At 66.4% G+C, this 16756-nt stretch carries 17 protein-coding genes and 1 pseudogene; 7 read left to right on the forward strand and 11 right to left on the reverse strand.

Annotated elements, in window-relative coordinates; genetic code table 11:
• The first annotated feature begins 29 nt into the window (after positions 1-29).
• Both ACW173_RS14295 and ACW173_RS14300 read left to right on the forward strand, forming a co-directional pair.
• The gene (locus ACW173_RS14295; protein ID WP_492080660.1) at positions 30-974 is read left to right on the forward strand and encodes a M20/M25/M40 family metallo-hydrolase; all 945 of its coding nucleotides are present in this window, start codon (positions 30-32) and stop codon (positions 972-974) included.
• Between the two features lie 121 nt (positions 975-1095).
• Entirely contained in the window at positions 1096-2913 is a 1818-nt protein-coding gene (locus tag ACW173_RS14300; protein WP_492085997.1) for a PAS domain-containing hybrid sensor histidine kinase/response regulator, read from the forward strand.
• Between the two features lie 130 nt (positions 2914-3043).
• On the opposite strand, the gene ACW173_RS14305 is transcribed toward ACW173_RS14300, so the two are convergent.
• From ACW173_RS14305 to ACW173_RS14315, 3 genes and pseudogenes are all read right to left on the reverse strand, one after another.
• Complete coding sequence (locus ACW173_RS14305) at positions 3044-3391, reverse strand: hypothetical protein (protein WP_492080661.1); 348 nt, start codon at positions 3389-3391, stop codon at positions 3044-3046.
• A 17-nt stretch (positions 3392-3408) separates the two neighbouring features.
• Positions 3409-5616, reverse strand: coding sequence for a phosphoribosylformylglycinamidine synthase subunit PurL (gene purL / locus ACW173_RS14310; protein WP_492080662.1), 2208 nt, complete (start codon positions 5614-5616; stop codon positions 3409-3411).
• A gap of 94 nt (positions 5617-5710) precedes the next feature.
• Positions 5711-5914 (reverse strand): annotated as a pseudogene (locus ACW173_RS14315) (hypothetical protein); the annotation flags it as partial.
• Positions 5915-6304: 390 nt separating this feature from the next.
• On the opposite strand from ACW173_RS14315, the gene ACW173_RS14320 reads away from it, so the two are divergent.
• Complete coding sequence (locus ACW173_RS14320; RefSeq protein ID WP_492080663.1) at positions 6305-6472, forward strand: hypothetical protein; 168 nt, start codon at positions 6305-6307, stop codon at positions 6470-6472.
• A 67-nt stretch (positions 6473-6539) separates the two neighbouring features.
• Here the strand turns inward: ACW173_RS14320 and ACW173_RS14325 are convergent, their stop codons facing one another.
• Positions 6540-8474, reverse strand: a complete 1935-nt coding sequence (locus ACW173_RS14325) for a CocE/NonD family hydrolase (protein ID WP_492080664.1) — start codon at positions 8472-8474, stop codon at positions 6540-6542.
• Positions 8475-8581: 107 nt separating this feature from the next.
• On the opposite strand from ACW173_RS14325, the gene ACW173_RS14330 reads away from it, so the two are divergent.
• The gene (locus tag ACW173_RS14330; protein WP_492080665.1) at positions 8582-8842 is read left to right on the forward strand and encodes a type II toxin-antitoxin system VapB family antitoxin; all 261 of its coding nucleotides are present in this window, start codon (positions 8582-8584) and stop codon (positions 8840-8842) included.
• Positions 8842-9237 carry a type II toxin-antitoxin system VapC family toxin gene (locus ACW173_RS14335; RefSeq protein ID WP_492080666.1) on the forward strand — a complete coding sequence of 132 codons (396 nt, stop codon included), beginning with the start codon at positions 8842-8844 and terminating at the stop codon, positions 9235-9237. The genes ACW173_RS14330 and ACW173_RS14335 overlap by 1 nt, the downstream gene beginning before the upstream one ends.
• Here ACW173_RS14335 and purQ read toward each other — a convergent pair.
• The 4 genes from purQ to ACW173_RS14355 form a co-directional block, all read right to left on the reverse strand.
• Positions 9234-9896 (reverse strand): phosphoribosylformylglycinamidine synthase subunit PurQ, encoded by a 663-nt coding sequence (purQ, locus tag ACW173_RS14340; RefSeq protein ID WP_492080667.1) that lies wholly within the window; start codon positions 9894-9896, stop codon positions 9234-9236. The genes ACW173_RS14335 and purQ overlap by 4 nt on opposite strands.
• Positions 9897-9951: 55 nt before the next feature.
• Positions 9952-10437 (reverse strand): DUF3291 domain-containing protein, encoded by a 486-nt coding sequence (locus ACW173_RS14345; RefSeq protein WP_492080668.1) that lies wholly within the window; start codon positions 10435-10437, stop codon positions 9952-9954.
• A gap of 75 nt (positions 10438-10512) precedes the next feature.
• A complete protein-coding gene (locus ACW173_RS14350; protein WP_492080669.1) occupies positions 10513-10692 on the reverse strand; it encodes a rubredoxin in 180 nt (59 codons plus the stop codon).
• 7 nt (positions 10693-10699) lie between these two features.
• On the reverse strand, positions 10700-11974 hold the full coding sequence (locus ACW173_RS14355) for a cytochrome P450 (RefSeq protein WP_492080670.1): 1275 nt from the start codon (positions 11972-11974) through the stop codon (positions 10700-10702).
• Positions 11975-12060: 86 nt separating this feature from the next.
• Here ACW173_RS14355 and ACW173_RS14360 point away from each other — a divergent pair, with 86 nt between their 5' ends.
• Positions 12061-12684, forward strand: a complete 624-nt coding sequence (locus tag ACW173_RS14360) for a TetR/AcrR family transcriptional regulator (RefSeq protein WP_492080671.1) — start codon at positions 12061-12063, stop codon at positions 12682-12684.
• Here ACW173_RS14360 and purS read toward each other — a convergent pair.
• Positions 12681-12920 (reverse strand): phosphoribosylformylglycinamidine synthase subunit PurS, encoded by a 240-nt coding sequence (purS, locus tag ACW173_RS14365; protein ID WP_492080672.1) that lies wholly within the window; start codon positions 12918-12920, stop codon positions 12681-12683. The genes ACW173_RS14360 and purS overlap by 4 nt on opposite strands.
• 141 nt (positions 12921-13061) lie before the next feature.
• A complete protein-coding gene (gene purC / locus ACW173_RS14370; protein ID WP_454714846.1) occupies positions 13062-13820 on the reverse strand; it encodes a phosphoribosylaminoimidazolesuccinocarboxamide synthase in 759 nt (252 codons plus the stop codon).
• 392 nt (positions 13821-14212) lie between these two features.
• On the opposite strand from purC, the gene ACW173_RS14375 reads away from it, so the two are divergent.
• On the forward strand, positions 14213-14530 hold the full coding sequence (locus ACW173_RS14375; RefSeq protein WP_492080673.1) for a DUF1476 domain-containing protein: 318 nt from the start codon (positions 14213-14215) through the stop codon (positions 14528-14530).
• 61 nt (positions 14531-14591) lie between these two features.
• Here the strand turns inward: ACW173_RS14375 and ACW173_RS14380 are convergent, their stop codons facing one another.
• Positions 14592-16586: a M13 family metallopeptidase gene (locus ACW173_RS14380; protein ID WP_492080674.1), complete on the reverse strand. Its 1995-nt coding sequence runs from the start codon at positions 16584-16586 to the stop codon at positions 14592-14594.
• Between the last annotated feature and the right edge of the window lie 170 nt (positions 16587-16756).

The following is a 16756-nucleotide window of genomic DNA, read 5'->3' on the forward strand; positions in this document are numbered from 1 at the left end:
CGCCGCGCGGCGCACGGCATGTAGGCGGAATGATCCTTCTTTCCCGCGCCCTGGCGCTGCCCACCCCTGTTTTGGCCGTCGTCATTCTGGCCGCGGCCACGCCCGCCTTCGCCGATCCGGGCGACAGGGCGCTCGACGATGTCCGCGTCCTCTCGGCCGACGACATGCAGGGCCGGCTGGTCGGCACGCCCGGCTCGGAAAAGGCGCGGGCCTATATCCTGTCGCGGTTCGCGCAGATCGGCCTGTCGCCGCTGGGCGACAAGTTCGAACAGACCTTCAGCTTCACGAAGCGCGACGGCTCGACCGTGCAGGGGACCAACCTGGTGGCCCGCATCAAGGGGACGGAAGGCAGCGGCAAGGCCGTGGTCGTCTCGGCCCACTACGACCACCTGGGTGTCCGCGACGGCCAGGTCTACAACGGCGCCGACGACAACGCCTCGGGCGTGGCGGGGCTGTTGGCGGTGGCCGAGGCGTTCAAGGCCAAGCCCCCCCGGCACGACGTCATCCTGGCGGTGGTCGACGCCGAGGAGGGCGGCCTGCGCGGCGCCAAGGCTTTCGCGGCCAACCCGCCGGTCCCGCTGCCGACGATCGCCCTGAACATCAATTTCGACATGCTGGCCAAGAACCCGAAGAACGAGCTCTACGTCGCCGGGACCGCGCCTTTCCCTTACCTGAAGCCGATCCTGGTCAAGGCGGCCTCGACCGCGAAAGTCACTCTGAAGCTGGGCCACGACACCGACGAGGGCGGCAAGGAGAACAACTGGACCACCCAGTCGGACCACTACGCCTTCGCCGAGAAGGGCGTGCCGTGGGTCTATTTCGGGGTCGAGGACCATCCAGAATATCATAAGCCCACGGACGACTTCGCGACCGTGCCGCGGGACTTCTTCAAGCGCTCGGTGGCGACCGTGGTCCAGGCCAGCCAGGCGCTGGAGCATGACCTCGACGATGTGGCCAAGGCGTCGGGTCGATAAACCCTCGGTTTCACTGTGATTTTACGGCGCGGCGAATTGTCGCCCGGCTGGCGGAGCAACCTCATCTCTCCTTAATGTGGCGGGGCTCATCTTGATTCCGCCAAGCTGAAGGAGCGCCGCGATCAACCCGGCCGCCGTTAGAGACCGGATCTTCAAAACCGCGCCGACGGTCGGTCTGATCGTGGGCGCGGCGCTGCTCGCGGACTATGTCATCAACGTGCTGGTCATGCGCAACGCGCAGGCCTTCACGCCCTTCACGACCTTGATCATCGCCACCGTGGTTGCCACGCCGCTGGCCTATTGGCTGACTAGCCAGCGGATGAAACTGGAGGAGCTGCGCGACGACCTGTCGGCCAGCGTCGAGGCCAAGCAACGCGCCGTCGAGGAGGCCGAGCAGGCCCTGGCCAAGTATCGCGAGGCCGACCGCCTGTATCGCCTGCTAGGCGACAACCTGACCGACCACGTAGCCCTATGGTCGCCCAAGGGCGAGCGCATCTACAGCTCGCCCAGCATCGCACGCATCACCGGCTACACGCACGACGAGTTCATGGCCCTGCCGCCTCAGGCCATGGTCACCGAGGCCGACTTCAAGCGCGTCCAGCGCGTGATCCGTGGTCTGATCCCCGGCGGACCGCCCGTCCACGCCGACTACGAGTCGTTCCGCAAGGATGGCGGGGTGATCTGGCTGGAGAGCTCCTATTCCCGCCTGGGCGACGGTTCGGACATCCTGCTGGTCACCTCGCGCGACATCACCCAGCGCAAGCGGCTGGAAATCGACATCGCCAAGGCGCTGGAGATGGCCGAGGCGGCCTCGGCGGCCAAGTCCGACTTCCTGGCCAACATGACCCACGAGCTGCGCACGCCGCTGACGGCGATCATCGGCTTCGCCGAGGTCCTGCGCCGCTCGCGCGATCTCGACGACACCGCCGTCCGCCAGGTCGGCCACATCCTGGACGCCAGCAACACCCTGCTCAGCGTCGTCAACGACGTGCTGGACTTCTCGCGGCTGGAGGCCGGCGGGCTGGAGCTGGATCCGGGTCCGTTCGATCCGGCCGCCATGGCCTCGTCCTGCGCCGCCCTGGTCGAGGAGCGCGCCGTGGCCAAGGGCCTGAAGGTCGAGGTTCGCGCGGCCAGCAATGTCGCGCCGATGAGCCTGGACGGCCCGCGCCTGTCGCAGGTGCTGCTGAATTTCCTGTCCAACGCCGTGAAGTTCACGGCCCATGGCGCGATCACCGTCGCCCTGACCCAGACGATCGACGGCGATCAGGCGCTGCTGCGCGGCGAAGTGATCGACACCGGCATCGGCATCGCGCCCGGGAACCGCGAGGCGATCTTCGACCGCTTCTCACAGGCCGACGCGGCGGTCTCGCGCCGGTTCGGCGGCACGGGCCTGGGCCTGGCCATCTCGCGCCGGATCATCGAGCGCATGGAGGGCAGGATCGGCGTCGACAGCGTCGAAGGCGAGGGCTCGACCTTCTGGTTCGAGGTGCGGGGGCCGCTGGCCGAGCTGCCCGCTCACGGGGCCGAGGAGGTGTCGCCCCTAGATCCCGACGCCGGCGTGCGCCTGCTGCTGGTCGAGGACAATGCGGTGAACCGCGAACTGATCCGCACCATGCTGGAGCCGTTCGGCATCGGCGTGGAGACCGCCAATGACGGCGTGGCCGGCGTCGAGGCCATGCGCCAGGGCCACTACGACCTCGTCCTGATGGACGTGCAGATGCCGGTGATGGACGGCCTGACCGCCACCCGCGAGATCCGCGCCATGGAAGGCGCCCGCGGCGCGGCCACCCCGATCGTGGCCATGACCGCCAACGTCCTGCCCGAACAGATCGCCAACTGCCTCGCGGCTGGGATGGATGATCACCTCGGCAAGCCGATCAACCCGACGAAGCTCCTGGAGACGGTGGCGCGGTGGTCGGGAAGGGTGCACGCGGCTTAAGGGCAAGGAATCCGCTCCCCCGCTGGGGGAGCTGTCGGCGAAGCCGACTGAGGGGGCTACTCGGCCTCTGCCGCGCTGCCCCCTCCGACCCTCCGGGCCACCTCCCCCAGAGGGGGAGGAGAGTTCAGGCTCAGTCCACGCAGATCGCCGCCGTCGCCTTGCCGTTCACGACCTTGGCGTAGCAGCCGAATTGGCGGTTGGTTTTCTGGCAGGTCCCGGCGACCGCGCCCGTGGTCTCGATGTTGCCTTCGAGGATGCAGGCGCCCTCGCACTGAGCCTTGTCGGTGCAGGCCTTGCCGGCGTCGGCGTAGGGGATGACGCAGGTCGGGATCTGGGCCCTGCCGACCGGCTGGATCGCGCCGCCCTTGGCCGCGCAGGCGCTGGCCAGGTTTTCAGCCGACGGAGCCGCCGGCTGAGCGGTGGGGGCGCAGGCGCTCAGCAGGAGCGCGGCGACAGCCGTGAGGGCGAGGATACGCATGATACTCGGGCTTTCTCTTACGCCTTGGGGGCGTTCATGTAGCCCGGCAGCCAGGCTTCGTGGGCCGTGCGCAGGGTGTCCAGCGGGACGCTGAAAAGGTCCTTCGAGGCGAAGTCGTTCCCGCCCGCGACGCCGGCCAGGTTGGCGTGGACGCCGGCGTCCTTGGCCGCTTCCAGCACCGCGTCCGGGTCCGGGGTGGCGATCAGGTAGCGGGCCTGGTCTTCGCCGAACAGGTAGGGGTGGGCGTGAGCCTGGCTGGTGGCGTTCAGGGTGACGCCGACCTTGCTGGCCAGGGCGATGTCGGCCGCGGCGATCAGCAGGCCGCCGTCCGACAGGTCGTGGACGCCGGCGACCAGGCCCGAGCTGATCAGCCCGCGCACGAAGTCACCGTTCTTGCGCTCGACGGCCAGGTCGACCGGCGGCGGGGCGCCGTCCTCGCGGCCCAGGATCTCGCGCAGATAGATCGAGGCGCCCAGTTCGCCGTGCGTCTCGCCGATCAGCACCAGCGTGTCGCCCTCGGCCACCGCGCCGAAGCCGGTGCGCAGGTCGTAGTCTTCCAGCAGGCCCACGGCGCCGACGGTCGGGGTCGGCGGAATGGCGACGCCGTTGGTCTCGTTGTAGAGGCTGACATTGCCGCTCACGACCGGGAAGTCGAGCGCGCGGCAGGCCTCGGCCATGCCGTCGGTGGCGCGCACGATCTGGCCCATGGTCTCGGGCTTTTCGGGGCTGCCGAAGTTGAGGTTGTCGGTGATGGCGATCGGCAGGGCGCCGGCCGCCGTCAGGTTGCGCCAGGCTTCCGCCACGGCCTGCTTGCCGCCCTCGTAGGGGTCGGCCTGGACGTAGCGCGGGGTGCAGTCGCTGGTCACGGCGATGGCCTTGCCCGAGCCGTGGATGCGTACGATGCCGGCGTCGCAGCCGGTGGCGCTGTCTTCCAGGGTGTCGGCCATCACGTGGCGGTCGTACTGTTCCCACAGCCAGCGCTTGGAGGCCATGTCGGGGCTGCCGACGATCTTCAGGACGGCTTCGTTCCAGTCGATCGGGGCGGGGATCTGACCCGGGTCGAGGCGAGGCTGTAGCGCGGGTTGCACCCAGGGGCGGTCGTACAGCGGCGCGTCGTCGAACAGCGGGGCCAGCGGCACGTCGCAGACCGTTTCGCCGTGATGCTTCAGCACCAGGCGGCCGGTGTCGGTGGTGTAGCCGATGACGGCGGCGTCCAGGCCCCACTTCTCGAAGATGGCGTGGCCGTCCTGCTCGCGGCCGGGCTTCAGGACCGCCAGCATGCGCTCCTGGCTTTCCGACAGCATCATCTCGTAGGCCGACATGCCCTCTTCACGCTGCGGGACCATGTCCATGTTCAGCTCGATGCCGACGCCGCCCTTGCCGGCCATCTCGACCGACGACGAGGTCAGGCCCGCGGCGCCCATGTCCTGGATGGCGGCGACCGCGCCGGTGGCCATCAGTTCCAGGGTCGCCTCGATCAGCAGCTTTTCGGCGAAGGGGTCGCCGACCTGCACGGTCGGGCGCTTTTCCTCGGAGTCCTCGGTGAACTCGGTCGAGGACATGGTCGCGCCGTGGATGCCGTCGCGACCGGTCTTGGAGCCGAAATAGACGACCGCCAGGCCCGGGCCCGGGGCGGCCGAATAGAAGATGCTGTCGGCCTTGGCCAGGCCCACGCACATGGCGTTGACCAGGATGTTGCCGTTGTAGCCCTTGTGGAAGTTGGTCTCGCCGGCGACCGTGGGCACGCCCACGCAGTTGCCGTAGCCGGCGATGCCCGCCACCACGCCGTCGACGAGGCGCTTGGTCTTCGGGTGGTTGGGATCACCGAAGCGCAGAGCGTTCAGCAGGGCGATCGGCCGCGCGCCCATCGTGAAGACGTCGCGCATGATACCGCCCACGCCCGTCGCCGCGCCTTGATAGGGCTCGATGTAGGACGGGTGGTTGTGGCTCTCCATCTTGAAGATGATCGCGTCACCGTCGCCGATGTCGATGACGCCGGCGTTCTCGCCCGGACCGCAGATGACGCGCGGACCGTCGATGGGGAACTTCTTCAGCTGGTTCTTGGACGATTTGTACGAGCAGTGCTCGGACCACATCACCGAGAAGACGCCCAGCTCCACCAGGTTGGGCTCTCGGCCCAGGCGCTTGAGGACAACGTCATATTCGGCCGGTTTCAGGCCGAACTCGGCGGCCAATTCGGCCATGGGCTTTTGGGGCGTGCTCATGGGCGCGCCTTCTAACCCGCTCGCTCGGATTCCGCTACAGCCGCGTAACCCGCTACATCGCCTTGATGGCGGTCTCCAGGTGCTTCATGCCCAGAGCGATCCACTGATCGATCACCGCGCCGCCCTTCTCGACCGAGCCCATGCGCAGCGAGACGCCGATGACGATGGCGCCGAACAAGGCCAGCACGACGATGATCGTGTTGAGCAGCGGATTGATGCTCGAGCGTTTGCGGCGCTTGGCCCAGACGGGCACGCCGCTGACATAGGTCTCGGGGAACCGAACTTCGGGGTCGGCCATGTTGGTTCTAGCTCTGTGTGTCCTGGAAGGCTCCGCCGATACCTTCGTGTTTTTCCCTTGGGTGAACGTTGGGCGACTTGAAACGGCTATTCCAGCGATCTCACCCGAGCGGTGCGGCTTAACCTTAATTCTCTAGTCCAAGGCGAAGCTTTCCCCCGCGAAGCCCGCCATGGTGGTCATATCATTTCAGGAGACCCGTCTGCGTCATCCGCGACGCGCCGATCATCACGCGGGCCGGCGATCCCCGCATCAAGGGGCGGATGATCGAGAAACCCTTGAAAATCCTTGAGCTTAGCCGGAATTAAGGCGACTCCGCCGTAGGAACGGCCTGAGTCCGGGGCCGTTTTGTCATCGTGCGTCTAGAGCGCGCGGTGAAAAGGAGTAAGCCCGATGGCTGACAACAACCGGAACCCGCAGCAGCAGCAGAACGACCAGCAGCGTCGAGCGCCTGGCCAGCAGCAACAACAGCAAAACCAGCCCAGGCGGGACGATCAGGGCCGCAACCCGGGCGGTCAGGCCAACCCCCAGGATGACAACGTCAGGCGCGGCGAGCGCTGACCTGACCAAATCCTCTCCGTAAGTGGGAAGGGCCGGCGGTTGGTCACCGCCGGCCCTTTTCGTATGGCTACTTGGCGTCCACCACCGGCAGCTCGATGAAGCTGGCCGTGTCGCCCGCGTGGAACACCCGTTGCGTGGCCTTCACGTAGTCGGCCGGCTTGGCGAAGAAGATGTTCGGCACGAAGGTCTGCGGGTTGCGGTCATAGAGCGGGAACCAGCTGGACTGGACTTGCACCATGATCCGGTGACCCGGTTGGAAGGTGTAGTTCGCGGTCGGCAGGATGAACTGGTACTTCAGCGGCTTACCCGGCGTCAGCGCCTTGGGCTCGCTGAAGCTTTCGCGGTAGCGGCCGCGGAAGATGTGCATGCCCACCGCCAGTTCGTAGCCGCCGAGTTCTGGCTGGCTGGGGACCTCGTCCGGGAAGACGTCGATCAGCTTGACCACCCAGTCGCTGTCTGTGCCGCTGGTCGAGGCCACCAGGTTGACCTTGGGCACGCCGGCGATCTTCAGGGGCTCGGTCAGCGGTTCGGTGACGTAGCTCAGGACGTCGGGACGGCCGTCGACGCTACGCTGGTCGGTGACCAGCCACGGCGTCCACCGGCCGCGGTCGGAGAACTGCATCGGACGCGGGATGTAGGGCACCGGCTTGGCCGGGTCGGCGACATATTCGTCATAGGCCGCCGCGCCCTTGGCCGCCGCCGGGGCGGAGAAGGAGAGGGCGCCCTTGGCGTCCAGATAGAGGTTCTTGCCCGGCTTGCCCTCGCCACCAGCCTGCGGCCAGGACGCGTAGCGGTTCCACTTGTTCTGACCGGGGTCGTAGATCAGCACCGGCGGAGTGTCGGCCTTGGGGCCGTCCTTCAGGTACTGGTCGAAGAACGGTTTCATCACGTCGCGGCGGAACTGCAGGGCGGTGTCGCCGTCCCACTTGAACGGACCCAGATTGTAGCCGTCGTAATTGACCTGGCTGTGCCGCCAGGGACCCAGCACCAGGTAGTTCTTGTCGTTGCCGGCATCCTTGGACTCCAGGGCCGGATAGGCGTGCACCGCGCCCCAGATGTCCTCCTGGTCCCACAGACCCTGGATCCACATGGTCGGCACCTTGAGCGGCGTCTTCTCCATGGTCTTGTCGAGGGCCTGCTCGCTCCAGAAGCTGTCATAGGCCGGGTGGGCGAACAGCTTCTGGGTCCAGGGCAGCTTGTCCAGGCCATGGTTCTTGGCGTAGTCGCCGGCCGAGCCTTCGCGCAGGAAGTTGGCGTAGTCGTCATACCCTTGGCGTTGGACGCCCTCGCCCGCGCCGCGCACGCTGGTCTGGCCGGCGAAGTAGTCGAAATTGATCTGGCGGAAGGCGCCGTACTGGAACCAGTCGTCGCCCATCCAGCCGTCGACCATCGGGCTCATCGGCGCGGCGACCTTCAGGGCCGGGTGCGGATTGACCAGGGCCATCACCACCGTGAAGCCCTCGTACGAGCTGCCCAGCATGCCGACCTTGCCGTTGGTCTCGGGCACGTTCTTCACCAGCCAGTCGATGGTGTCGTAGGCGTCGGTGGAGTGGTCGACTTCCGAGGAGTTCAGCGGCCCCTTCAGCGGGCGCGTCATAACGTACTCGCCCTCCGAGCCGTACTTGCCGCGGATGTCCTGGAAGACGCGGATATAGCCGCCGTCGGCCACGAACGGCTCGTCGCCCTGCGGCATGGCCGAGACCATGCGCGGGCTGTCGGCGCGGGCGGCGCGCTTGGCGGCGTTGTAGGGGGTGCGGGTCAGCATGATGGGCAGGTTCTTGCCGCCCTTGGGGACCACGATGACGGTGTAGAGCTTGGTCCCGTCACGCATGGGGATCATGACGACGCGCTTTTCGTAGTCGTAATTGACCTTGGTCTGGACGTACTTGCCGTCGATGTCCGGCGTCATCGCCGTGACCTGCGCTTGGGCGGCGGCGGACGCGAAGACGGACAGAGCCGCGGCGGCCAGCAGGCCAGCGCGCAGCTTGGAAACGAGACTCATGGATTGGCCCTCCTACAGTGGCGAACACCTTAGGAGCGGTTTCGAGGTAGTGCTATAGTGTAACGCTTAAGCGTCGTGCTATTGTCTAGAAATTGGGAGTTTTCTAGATGGCTTTCAGCATCAAGGATCCGGGCACCGATCGCGTCGTGCGCGATCTGGCTCGCCGTACTGGTTTGGGGTTGACGGAAGCCGTGCGCGTCGCCGCCGAAAATGAACTCAAGCGGCGAGGCGGCGATCCTCGCACGGTGGAGGACAAGGTCGCGGACTTCGTGCGTCGGCTCGACAGCCGTGACTTGGGGCCGGACACGGGGCTCAGCCGCGAAGAGATCGAAGCCGAGATGTACGACGAGTACGGGCTGCCACGCTGATGATCATCGACAGTTCGGCGATGATTGCGATCGAGAGCGGTGAACCCGAGCGAGAGGCTTTCCTCGGCGCCATTCTCTCGGCGGACACGCGTCTGATCTCGGCGGCGAGTTATGTCGAATGCGTCGCGGTCGTCGCGCGCCGCCGCCCTAAGGCGGCCGCCGCGGCGACGGTCGAGAGAACCTTTCGCGACCTTGAACTCGTCATTGTCGAGGTGACCGTGGAGCAGGCCCGGATCGCCGCGCAAGCTTTGGAAGATTACGGTCGCACGCGTCATCCGGCCGGCCTGAACTACGGCGACAGCTTCGCCTACGCCCTGGCCAAGGCCACGGGCGAGCCGCTGTTGTTCAAGGGTGACGACTTCTCGCGAACCGACGTGGTCGCTGCCCCCTACTAGGCGCTCTGGAAGATGCTGCGGAACAGCACCGCGCCGTCTTCCGAGCCGAGGTCGGGGTCGAAGGCGCGGTCGGGGTGGGGCATCAGGCCCAGGACGTTGCCCTTGGCGTTGACGATGCCGGCGATGGCGCGAGCCGAGCCGTTGGGGTTTTCCTGATAGCGGAACACCACCTGGCCTTCGCCCTCGATCCGGTCGAGGGTTTCCTCGTCGGCGAAGTAGTTGCCCTCGCCGTTGCCGACGGTCATCACCGCCTGGCGCTGCTCACCGTAACCGGCGGTGAAGCGGGTCTGGCCGTTGACGATGTCCAGGCCGACCGGCTTGCAGACGTACTTCAGGCCGGCGTTGCGCAGCAGGGCGCCGGGCAGCAGGCCGACTTCCGTCAGGACCTGGAACCCGTTGCAGATGCCGACGACGGCGACGCCCTTTTCGGCGGCCGAGACGACTTCCTTCATCACGGGGCTAAGCGCCGCCATGGCGCCGCAGCGCAGGTAGTCGCCGTACGAGAAGCCGCCGGGCAGGACGATCAGGTCCAGGTCGTCCGGCAGCGCCGTCTCCTGGTGCCAGACCATTTCGACACGGGCTCCGGCGGAGCGCTCGATGGCGACCTTGCAGTCACGATCGCAGTTCGAACCGGGGAATACGACGACGGCGGCTTTCATGGCGCGGGCCTGTAGCACCGTTCGGGACGGATGTCAGTCCCGCGCGGCGGGAAAGTCAGGCGCATGCGTCCAGCTCGGGCTCGACCGCTTCGCCGGTGGGCGGCGGGAAGGGCGACTTGAAGGTGAAGGCGGCCGGCGTGGGGCCGTGGGCCTCGAGCAGGGCAAGCTTCTCCAGCGCTTCCTGGACCGTCGGCGTATGGCCGGCCGGGACCCACCACAGGGCCATGTAGAGGTCCATGTGCTCGAACCATTCGCGGCGGCGCCGCATGATCTCCACATGCCCGCTGCGATAGACGAAGGCGCCGAGCGAGGGGATGTCCTCCCAGACAGACAGGTTGGGGATGAACAGCGGGTCGTTCTCGATCGCCAGGTCGGTGGCGTTGTTGCCATCGCCCTTCAGCCGCCAGACGAAGCCGGGCGAGCCTTCGGCCAGGGCGTTGATCCGGTCGAGGTTGTCGGCGAAGTCCTTGATCATCGGGTGGTCGATCGGGGCCTTCAGCCGGCCGACATTGACCTGGGCCAATTGGAATTTGGCGTTCATCGATGATCTCCCTTCCGCGTTCGGCCGAACATCGTGCGGCGAAGCTTCGGGCGGAAGGGGACCGGCCGACTTTTTCTACAGCTCGATCATGTCGAAGTCGGACTTGGGCGTGCCGCACAGCGGGCAGATCCAGCTGCCGGGCAGGTCGGCCCAGCGGGCGCCGGGCGCCAGGCCTTCGGCCGGATCGCCCTGCTCCTCGTCATAGATGTAGCCGCACGTCCGGCACTGCCAGACCTTGAAGGGCGCCGCGCTCATCGCCGCCTCAGTGCATCTTGAAGCGGATCGGCACCGACTTCGGGCCGCAGACGAAGTTGGCGGTCATGCGGGTGGGGGCGCCATCCAGTTCGACGCTGTCGAGGCGGGCGAACAGTTCCTCCCACAGGATGCGCATCTCCATCCGCGCCAGATGCTGGCCCAGGCAGATGTGCGCGCCGTATCCGAAGGCGATGTGCTTGTTGGGCGTGCGGTCGACCTTGAAGCTGAACGGGTCCTCGAACACCGTCTCGTCGCGGTTGCCCGAGGGATAGGACAGGAACAGCCAGTCGCCCTTGGCGATCTTCTTGCCGGCCAGTTCGGCGTCGGCGGTGGCCGTGCGCATGAAGTGCTTCACCGGCGTGACCCAGCGGATCGACTCTTCGATCAGGCCGGAGATCAGCGACGGGTCGGCCTTGACCTTGGCGAACTGCTCGGGGTTCTCGGCCAGAGCCCACAACGCGCCGGCGGTGGTGGACGAGGTGGTGTCGTGGCCGGCGGTGGCGGCGATGATGTAGTAGCTCATCGCCTCCAGGTGCCCCATCGGCTCGCCGTTGATCTTGCCGTTGGCGATGATGCTGGCCAGGTCGTCGCGCGGCTTGGCGCGGCGGTCCTCGGTCATGGCGTTGAAATACATCATGAAGTCCATGACCACGGACTGGATGCTGTCGACACCCTCGCCGGCGTCGGTGATCGTCTTGCCGCTGCGGTTCAGCTCCGGATCGGCGTTGCCGAACAGTTCCTGGGTCAGCTTCAGCATCCGGGGCTCGTCGCTCTCCGGAACGCCCAGCACCTCCATGATCACGTGCAACGGATAGAGGAAGGCCACGTCCCGGGCGAAGTCGCAGCGGTCGCCGTGCTCGGCCATGCGGTCGACGAAGCCGCGGGCGATCTCGCGGATGCGGGCCTCCAGCGCGCGCAGGTTCTGCGGTAGCAGCGAGCCCTGAGTGATCTTGCGGTAGGCGAAGTGGTCGGGGTTATCCATCTGCACCAGGGAGCGAACCAGATGGGGCGAGCCGCCCATCATCTCGCGCACCTTGCGGTCGGCTTCGATCGTGGTCAGGACCGTGGCGCGGTCGCCATTGTGGAACAGCTCGTTCTGGCGCTCGACCTCCAGGATGTCGGCGTGGCGGGTGACGACCCAGAACGGATCGAAGCCCTCGGGCTGGGCGACGTCCAGCGGCGCCTCGCGGCGCAGCCAGGCGAACGCCTGGTCGACGCGCTCGCCGTCGGCATAGGCGGTGGGGTCGACAATATCCTTGGCGATGTCGGCGGGGATCGTCACGTGCGGCCTCCTGATGCTCCCGGGGAACGGCTCTCGGCCGTTTCTATTATTTGCTTGTTGTCCAACAAATAACTACGATCCGCAAGATGACATCCGTCCTTAAGGTTCCCGTGCGGCGCACGCAGTCCGATCGTCGCCAACAGTCCGAGGCGGAACTCCTGCGCGCTGCCGCCGAACTGATCGCCGAGCAGGGCGTGGCGGCTGCGACCTTCGAGAACATCGGGCTGCGGGCCGGCTATAGCCGTGGCCTCGTCACCCAGCGGTTCGGCTCCAAGCAGGGGTTGATCGAGGCGCTGATCGGTCGCCTGCAGGCGCGCCTGCGGAGCCTGCTCGATGACCGCCAGCTCGACACGCTGGATGGGCTGGAGGCGATCCTGGCCTTCGTCGACATCTTCCTGCGGACCCTGGCCGATGACGGCGAGCTGCGGGCCTATTTCGTGCTGATGTCCGGCGCGGTGGCCGAGGTGTCGGGCCTGCGCGGCCCCTTCGCCGCCGCCCACAGGGAGGTCGAGGTCCGGCTGGAGGGGCTGGTGCTGCGCGGCCAGGCGGAAGGCGTCATTCGCGTCGGCCTGAATCCCGACGCCACGGCGCTGATCGTGGGTTCGCTTCTGCTGGGCCTGTCGACCCAGTTGCTGGTCGATCCCGGCATGGACCTGGAGCCCATCCGGGAGACCAGCCTGGCGGCGCTGAGGGCGAGTTTCGCCGCTTAGGCGATGTCGATGCGGTAGCTTTCGATGACCGTGTTGGCCAGCAGCTTGTCGCACATTGACTTGACCTCGGCCTTGGCGGCTTCGGCGTCCGTGGCGTCGAGGTCGAATTCGATGACGCGACCGACGCGGGCGTCCTTGACCGAGGGCCAGCCCAGGCCATGCAGGGCGTTCTCGACAGCCTTGCCCTGGACGTCGAGCACGCCGGGCTTCAGGAACACGTGGACGGTGGCTTTCACTGACAGGTTCTCCCCGCGCGGCCTTCGGCTTCGCGCTGCTTTCGAATGAAGGGCCCAGAGCATTTTCTGGTCAGAAAATGCTCCGACTTTTGGTCCGAGCCCTTTTATTCGATCTGATTGGTGCGATCAGATCGGAAGGGCTCAGTGCACGCCGCCTTGGATGACGGTCGGCATTTCCTTCATGATCCCCAGGCGGCGGGCCACCTCGGTATAGCTTTCGATGACATTGCCCAGGTCGCGGCGGAAGCGGTCCTTGTCCAGCTTCTCGTTGGTCGTCGAGTCCCAGAGGCGGCAGCTGTCGGGGCTGATCTCGTCGGCCAGGATGATCCGCGAGAAGTCGCCTTCGTAGATGCGGCCGAACTCGACCTTGAAGTCCACCAGGGTGATGCCGACGGCGCTGAACAGGCCCGACAGGTAGTCGTTCACCCGCAGGGCCATGGCCATCATATCGTCGATCTCCTGGGTCGCGGCCCAGTTGAAGGCGGTGATGTGCTCTTCGGAGACCATCGGGTCGCCCAGCTTGTCGTCCTTGTAGTAGAATTCGATGATCGAGCGGGGCAGGGGCTGACCCTCGGTCAGGCCCAGGCGCGTGGCGATCGAGCCGGCGGCGATGTTGCGCACCACGACCTCGAGCGGGACGATCTCGACTTCCTTGATCAGCTGCTCGCGCAGGTTCAGGCGACGGATGAAGTGGTTCTGGACGCCGATCCCGTTCAGGCGAGTCATGATGTACTCGCTGATCCGGTTGTTGATGACGCCCTTGCCTTCGAGAATGGCCTTCTTCTGGGCGTTGAAGGCCGTCGCGTCGTCCTTGAAGTACTGGATCAGGGTGCCCGGCTCGGGGCCCTCGTACAAGATCTTGGCCTTGCCTTCGTAGATCTTCTTGCGACGGGTCGTCATGGCTCTCGTCGAGGCCCTTCTGGGAAGCGCGCGCCCAGCCTTGCCGGGAAAAGTTCCCGAAGAAACGAAAAGCGCGCGCGGCGGATAGCTGCGCGCGACATCCGACTCAAGGCCGCTCACTAAAAATATCTTATGGAACCTACCTGAATGAGGGCCGCCGCGCAAACAAAGGTGGGTTGTTTTGGTCTATGCTGAGACCGGAAACGTCGCCCGCGGCTTATCCGCCGATTGCGGTGGAGACCGCCACGAGATATGCAGCCGGCTGAAGAGCATGATAGCCGAAAGTGGACGCCGGTTTCGGCGACCATCATGCTCAAAATGTTTAGAATTATGGCCTGTCGCGGCCGGATGAATTCATCTGACCGCGACAGGCTGGCGACTTTGGGGCCTTCATGACCACCTTCGACGAACGCGAACAGGGTTTCGAACGCAAGTTCGCGCACGACAACGAACTGGAATTCAAGGCGACCGCCCGCCGCAACCGCCTGCTGGGCGAATGGGCGGCCGGCCTGATGGGCCTGGCGACGGTCGAGGAATATGCTCGCGCCGTGGTGAAGTCCGACTTCGAACAGCCCGGCGACGAGGACGTGTTCCGCAAGGTCTTCGAAGACCTCAAGGGCTCGGGCGTCGCCGCCTCGGAAGGCGAGGTCCGCATGAAGATGGCGGAACTGCTGGCCGTGGCCCGCGAACAGCTGAAGGCCGGCGAGTAAGTTTCTCGCTCGAGCCGAACGAATAAGGGCCGCTCTTTCGAGCGGCCCTTTTCTTTGGTCCCTACCAGATCCGCGAGCGCTTTTCCGGCGGCAGGTAGAACTTGTCGCTCGGCGTGACGCCGAAGGCCGCGTACCAGGCGTCGACGTTGCGCGTCGGGCCGATGACCCGGAAGTTCGACGGCGAGTGCGGGTCGGACGCCATCTGCTGCTTCAGCGAGTCGTCGCGCGACTTGTCCTGCCAGCTCTGGGCGAAGGCCAGGAAGAAGCGCTGGTCGCCGGTCATGCCGTCGATGGTCGGGGCGGGCTTGCCCTTCAGCGAGGCGTGATAGGCGTCATAGGCCACCTGCAGGCCGGCGAGGTCGGCGATGTTCTCGCCCATGGTCAGGGCAGCGTTGATCTTCATGCCCGGCACCGGCTCGTAGGTCCCGTACTGGCCGCCCAGAACCGCCGCCTGGGCCTCGAAGCGCTTGGCGTCCTCGGCCGTCCACCAGTCACGCAGCTTGCCGGTGTCGTCGATCTTGCGGCCCTGGTCGTCGAAGCCGTGGCTGATCTCGTGGCCGATCACCGCGCCAATCGCGCCGTAGTTCACCGCGGCGTCCGCCGCCGGATCGAAATAGGGCGCCTGCAGGATGCCGGCCGGGAACACGATCTTGTTCTCCAGCCCGCCGTTGTAGGCGTTCACGGTCTGCGGGGTCATGGCCCACTTGCCGTGGTCGACCGGCTGGCCCAGGTCCTTCAGGGCGTAGGCCCACTCGAACTGGCCGCTGCGGCGGACATTGCCATAGAGGTCGTTGGCGTCGATCTTCAGGCCCGCGTAGTCGCGCCACTTGTCGGGATAGCCGACCATCACCGTCATCTTCGACAGCTTGGTCAGGGCCGCCTGCTTGGTGGCCGGGGCCATCCACGGGGCCTTCTCGATCCGCTCGGCCATCGCCACCTTCAGGTTGGCGATCAGCTCCTGCATCTGCGCCTTGGACGAGGGCGGGAAGTACTTGGCGACATAGGTCTGGCCGACCAGCTCGCCCAGGCTGCCGTCCACCAGGGTGACGCCACGCTTCCAGCGGGGACGCAGCTGGGTCTGGCCGCTCAGCGCCTTCACGTACTCGAAGCGGCTGTCGACGAAACGCTTGGACAGGTAGGGCGACATCTCCTGCACGCCCTGCACGGCGCGCCAGGCCTTCAGGGTCTCCAGCGGCGTGTCGGCGAACAGCTTGGCGATGTCGCGGACGGCGGTCTTCTCGCCCAGCACGACCTTCTGGATGCCCGGCATGCCGGCGGCGGCCAGGTAGTCCGCCCACGGAACCTCGGGGGCGTAGGCCTTCAGCTCGTCCAGGGTGACGGGGTTGTAGACCTTGTCGATGTCGCGGCGGTCGGCGACGGCCCAGCTGACCTTGGCGATGGCGGTCTCGAAGGCCACGACGTCGGCGGCCGACTTGGCCGGGTCGGCATAGCCGGCCATCTTCAGCGCCCGCTCTGCGAAGGCGGTGTAAGCCGCCAACTGCGGCTTGAAGCCGTCGGTCAGGTAGTAGTCGCGATCGGGCAAACCGAGGCCGGACTGGCCGATATACAGGGTGTTGAGCTCGGGGTTCTTGGCGTCCGGATAGATGTCCAGCGAGAACAGGTCCGGGCCGAAGCCGCCGTGGGCCTGGCCCAGGCTCTTGGCCAGCTCGGCCTTGGACGAGATGGCGGCGATGGCGGCCAGGTCGACCTTCAACGGCGCGTCGTCGACCTGCTCGACCTTGGCCTCGTCGAAGAAGCTCTTGTACAGCCCGCCGATCTGGGTCGAGGCGTCGGCCGTCTCGATCAGCGTGCGCAGCTGGTCCTGCGAGCGGTTGTAGACATCGTAGCCGACGCCGGCCGAGGCCTGGTCGGCCGGGATGGTCGTCTTCTTCTCCCAGGCGCCGTTGGCGAACTTGTTGAAGTCGTCGCCCGGCTTCACGGCCGTGTCGCGGGCCGTCAGGTCGACGCCCCAGGCGCCGTACATCGGCTTGTCGGCGGCGAACGCCGCGCCGGAGATCGCTACCGCCGAAACGGCGGCCAGCAGGAAGATGCGCATGTGTAGGATCCCAATGCCCCTCAAGAAGCGGCGATGCTGCCCCATACGCGGGCTCAGCGCAGATGAATTTCCCGTAATGTGAGACCGCGCCCACTGGTTGGGCGGCTACGACTCCAAGGGGTATTCTCTCTGTCGTGGTTTAGTGGTCTGATCACTGCCAACTAGTGGTC

It is taken from the genome of Caulobacter sp. ALps2 (assembly GCF_058681635.1).

Coding starts and splice junctions, on each gene's coding strand:
- ACW173_RS14295 (WP_492080660.1), top strand. CDS start 30: ATGATCCTTCTTTCCCGCGCCCTGGCGCTGCCCACCCCTGTTTTGGCC.
- ACW173_RS14305 (WP_492080661.1), bottom strand. CDS start 3,391: ATGCGTATCCTCGCCCTCACGGCTGTCGCCGCGCTCCTGCTGAGCGCC.
- purL (WP_492080662.1), bottom strand. CDS start 5,616: ATGAGCACGCCCCAAAAGCCCATGGCCGAATTGGCCGCCGAGTTCGGC.
- ACW173_RS14320 (WP_492080663.1), top strand. CDS start 6,305: ATGGCTGACAACAACCGGAACCCGCAGCAGCAGCAGAACGACCAGCAG.
- ACW173_RS14325 (WP_492080664.1), bottom strand. CDS start 8,474: ATGAGTCTCGTTTCCAAGCTGCGCGCTGGCCTGCTGGCCGCCGCGGCT.
- ACW173_RS14330 (WP_492080665.1), top strand. CDS start 8,582: ATGGCTTTCAGCATCAAGGATCCGGGCACCGATCGCGTCGTGCGCGAT.
- ACW173_RS14335 (WP_492080666.1), top strand. CDS start 8,842: ATGATCATCGACAGTTCGGCGATGATTGCGATCGAGAGCGGTGAACCC.
- purQ (WP_492080667.1), bottom strand. CDS start 9,896: ATGAAAGCCGCCGTCGTCGTATTCCCCGGTTCGAACTGCGATCGTGAC.
- ACW173_RS14345 (WP_492080668.1), bottom strand. CDS start 10,437: ATGAACGCCAAATTCCAATTGGCCCAGGTCAATGTCGGCCGGCTGAAG.
- ACW173_RS14350 (WP_492080669.1), bottom strand. CDS start 10,692: ATGAGCGCGGCGCCCTTCAAGGTCTGGCAGTGCCGGACGTGCGGCTAC.
- ACW173_RS14360 (WP_492080671.1), top strand. CDS start 12,061: ATGACATCCGTCCTTAAGGTTCCCGTGCGGCGCACGCAGTCCGATCGT.
- purC (WP_454714846.1), bottom strand. CDS start 13,820: ATGACGACCCGTCGCAAGAAGATCTACGAAGGCAAGGCCAAGATCTTG.
- ACW173_RS14375 (WP_492080673.1), top strand. CDS start 14,213: ATGACCACCTTCGACGAACGCGAACAGGGTTTCGAACGCAAGTTCGCG.
- ACW173_RS14380 (WP_492080674.1), bottom strand. CDS start 16,586: ATGCGCATCTTCCTGCTGGCCGCCGTTTCGGCGGTAGCGATCTCCGGC.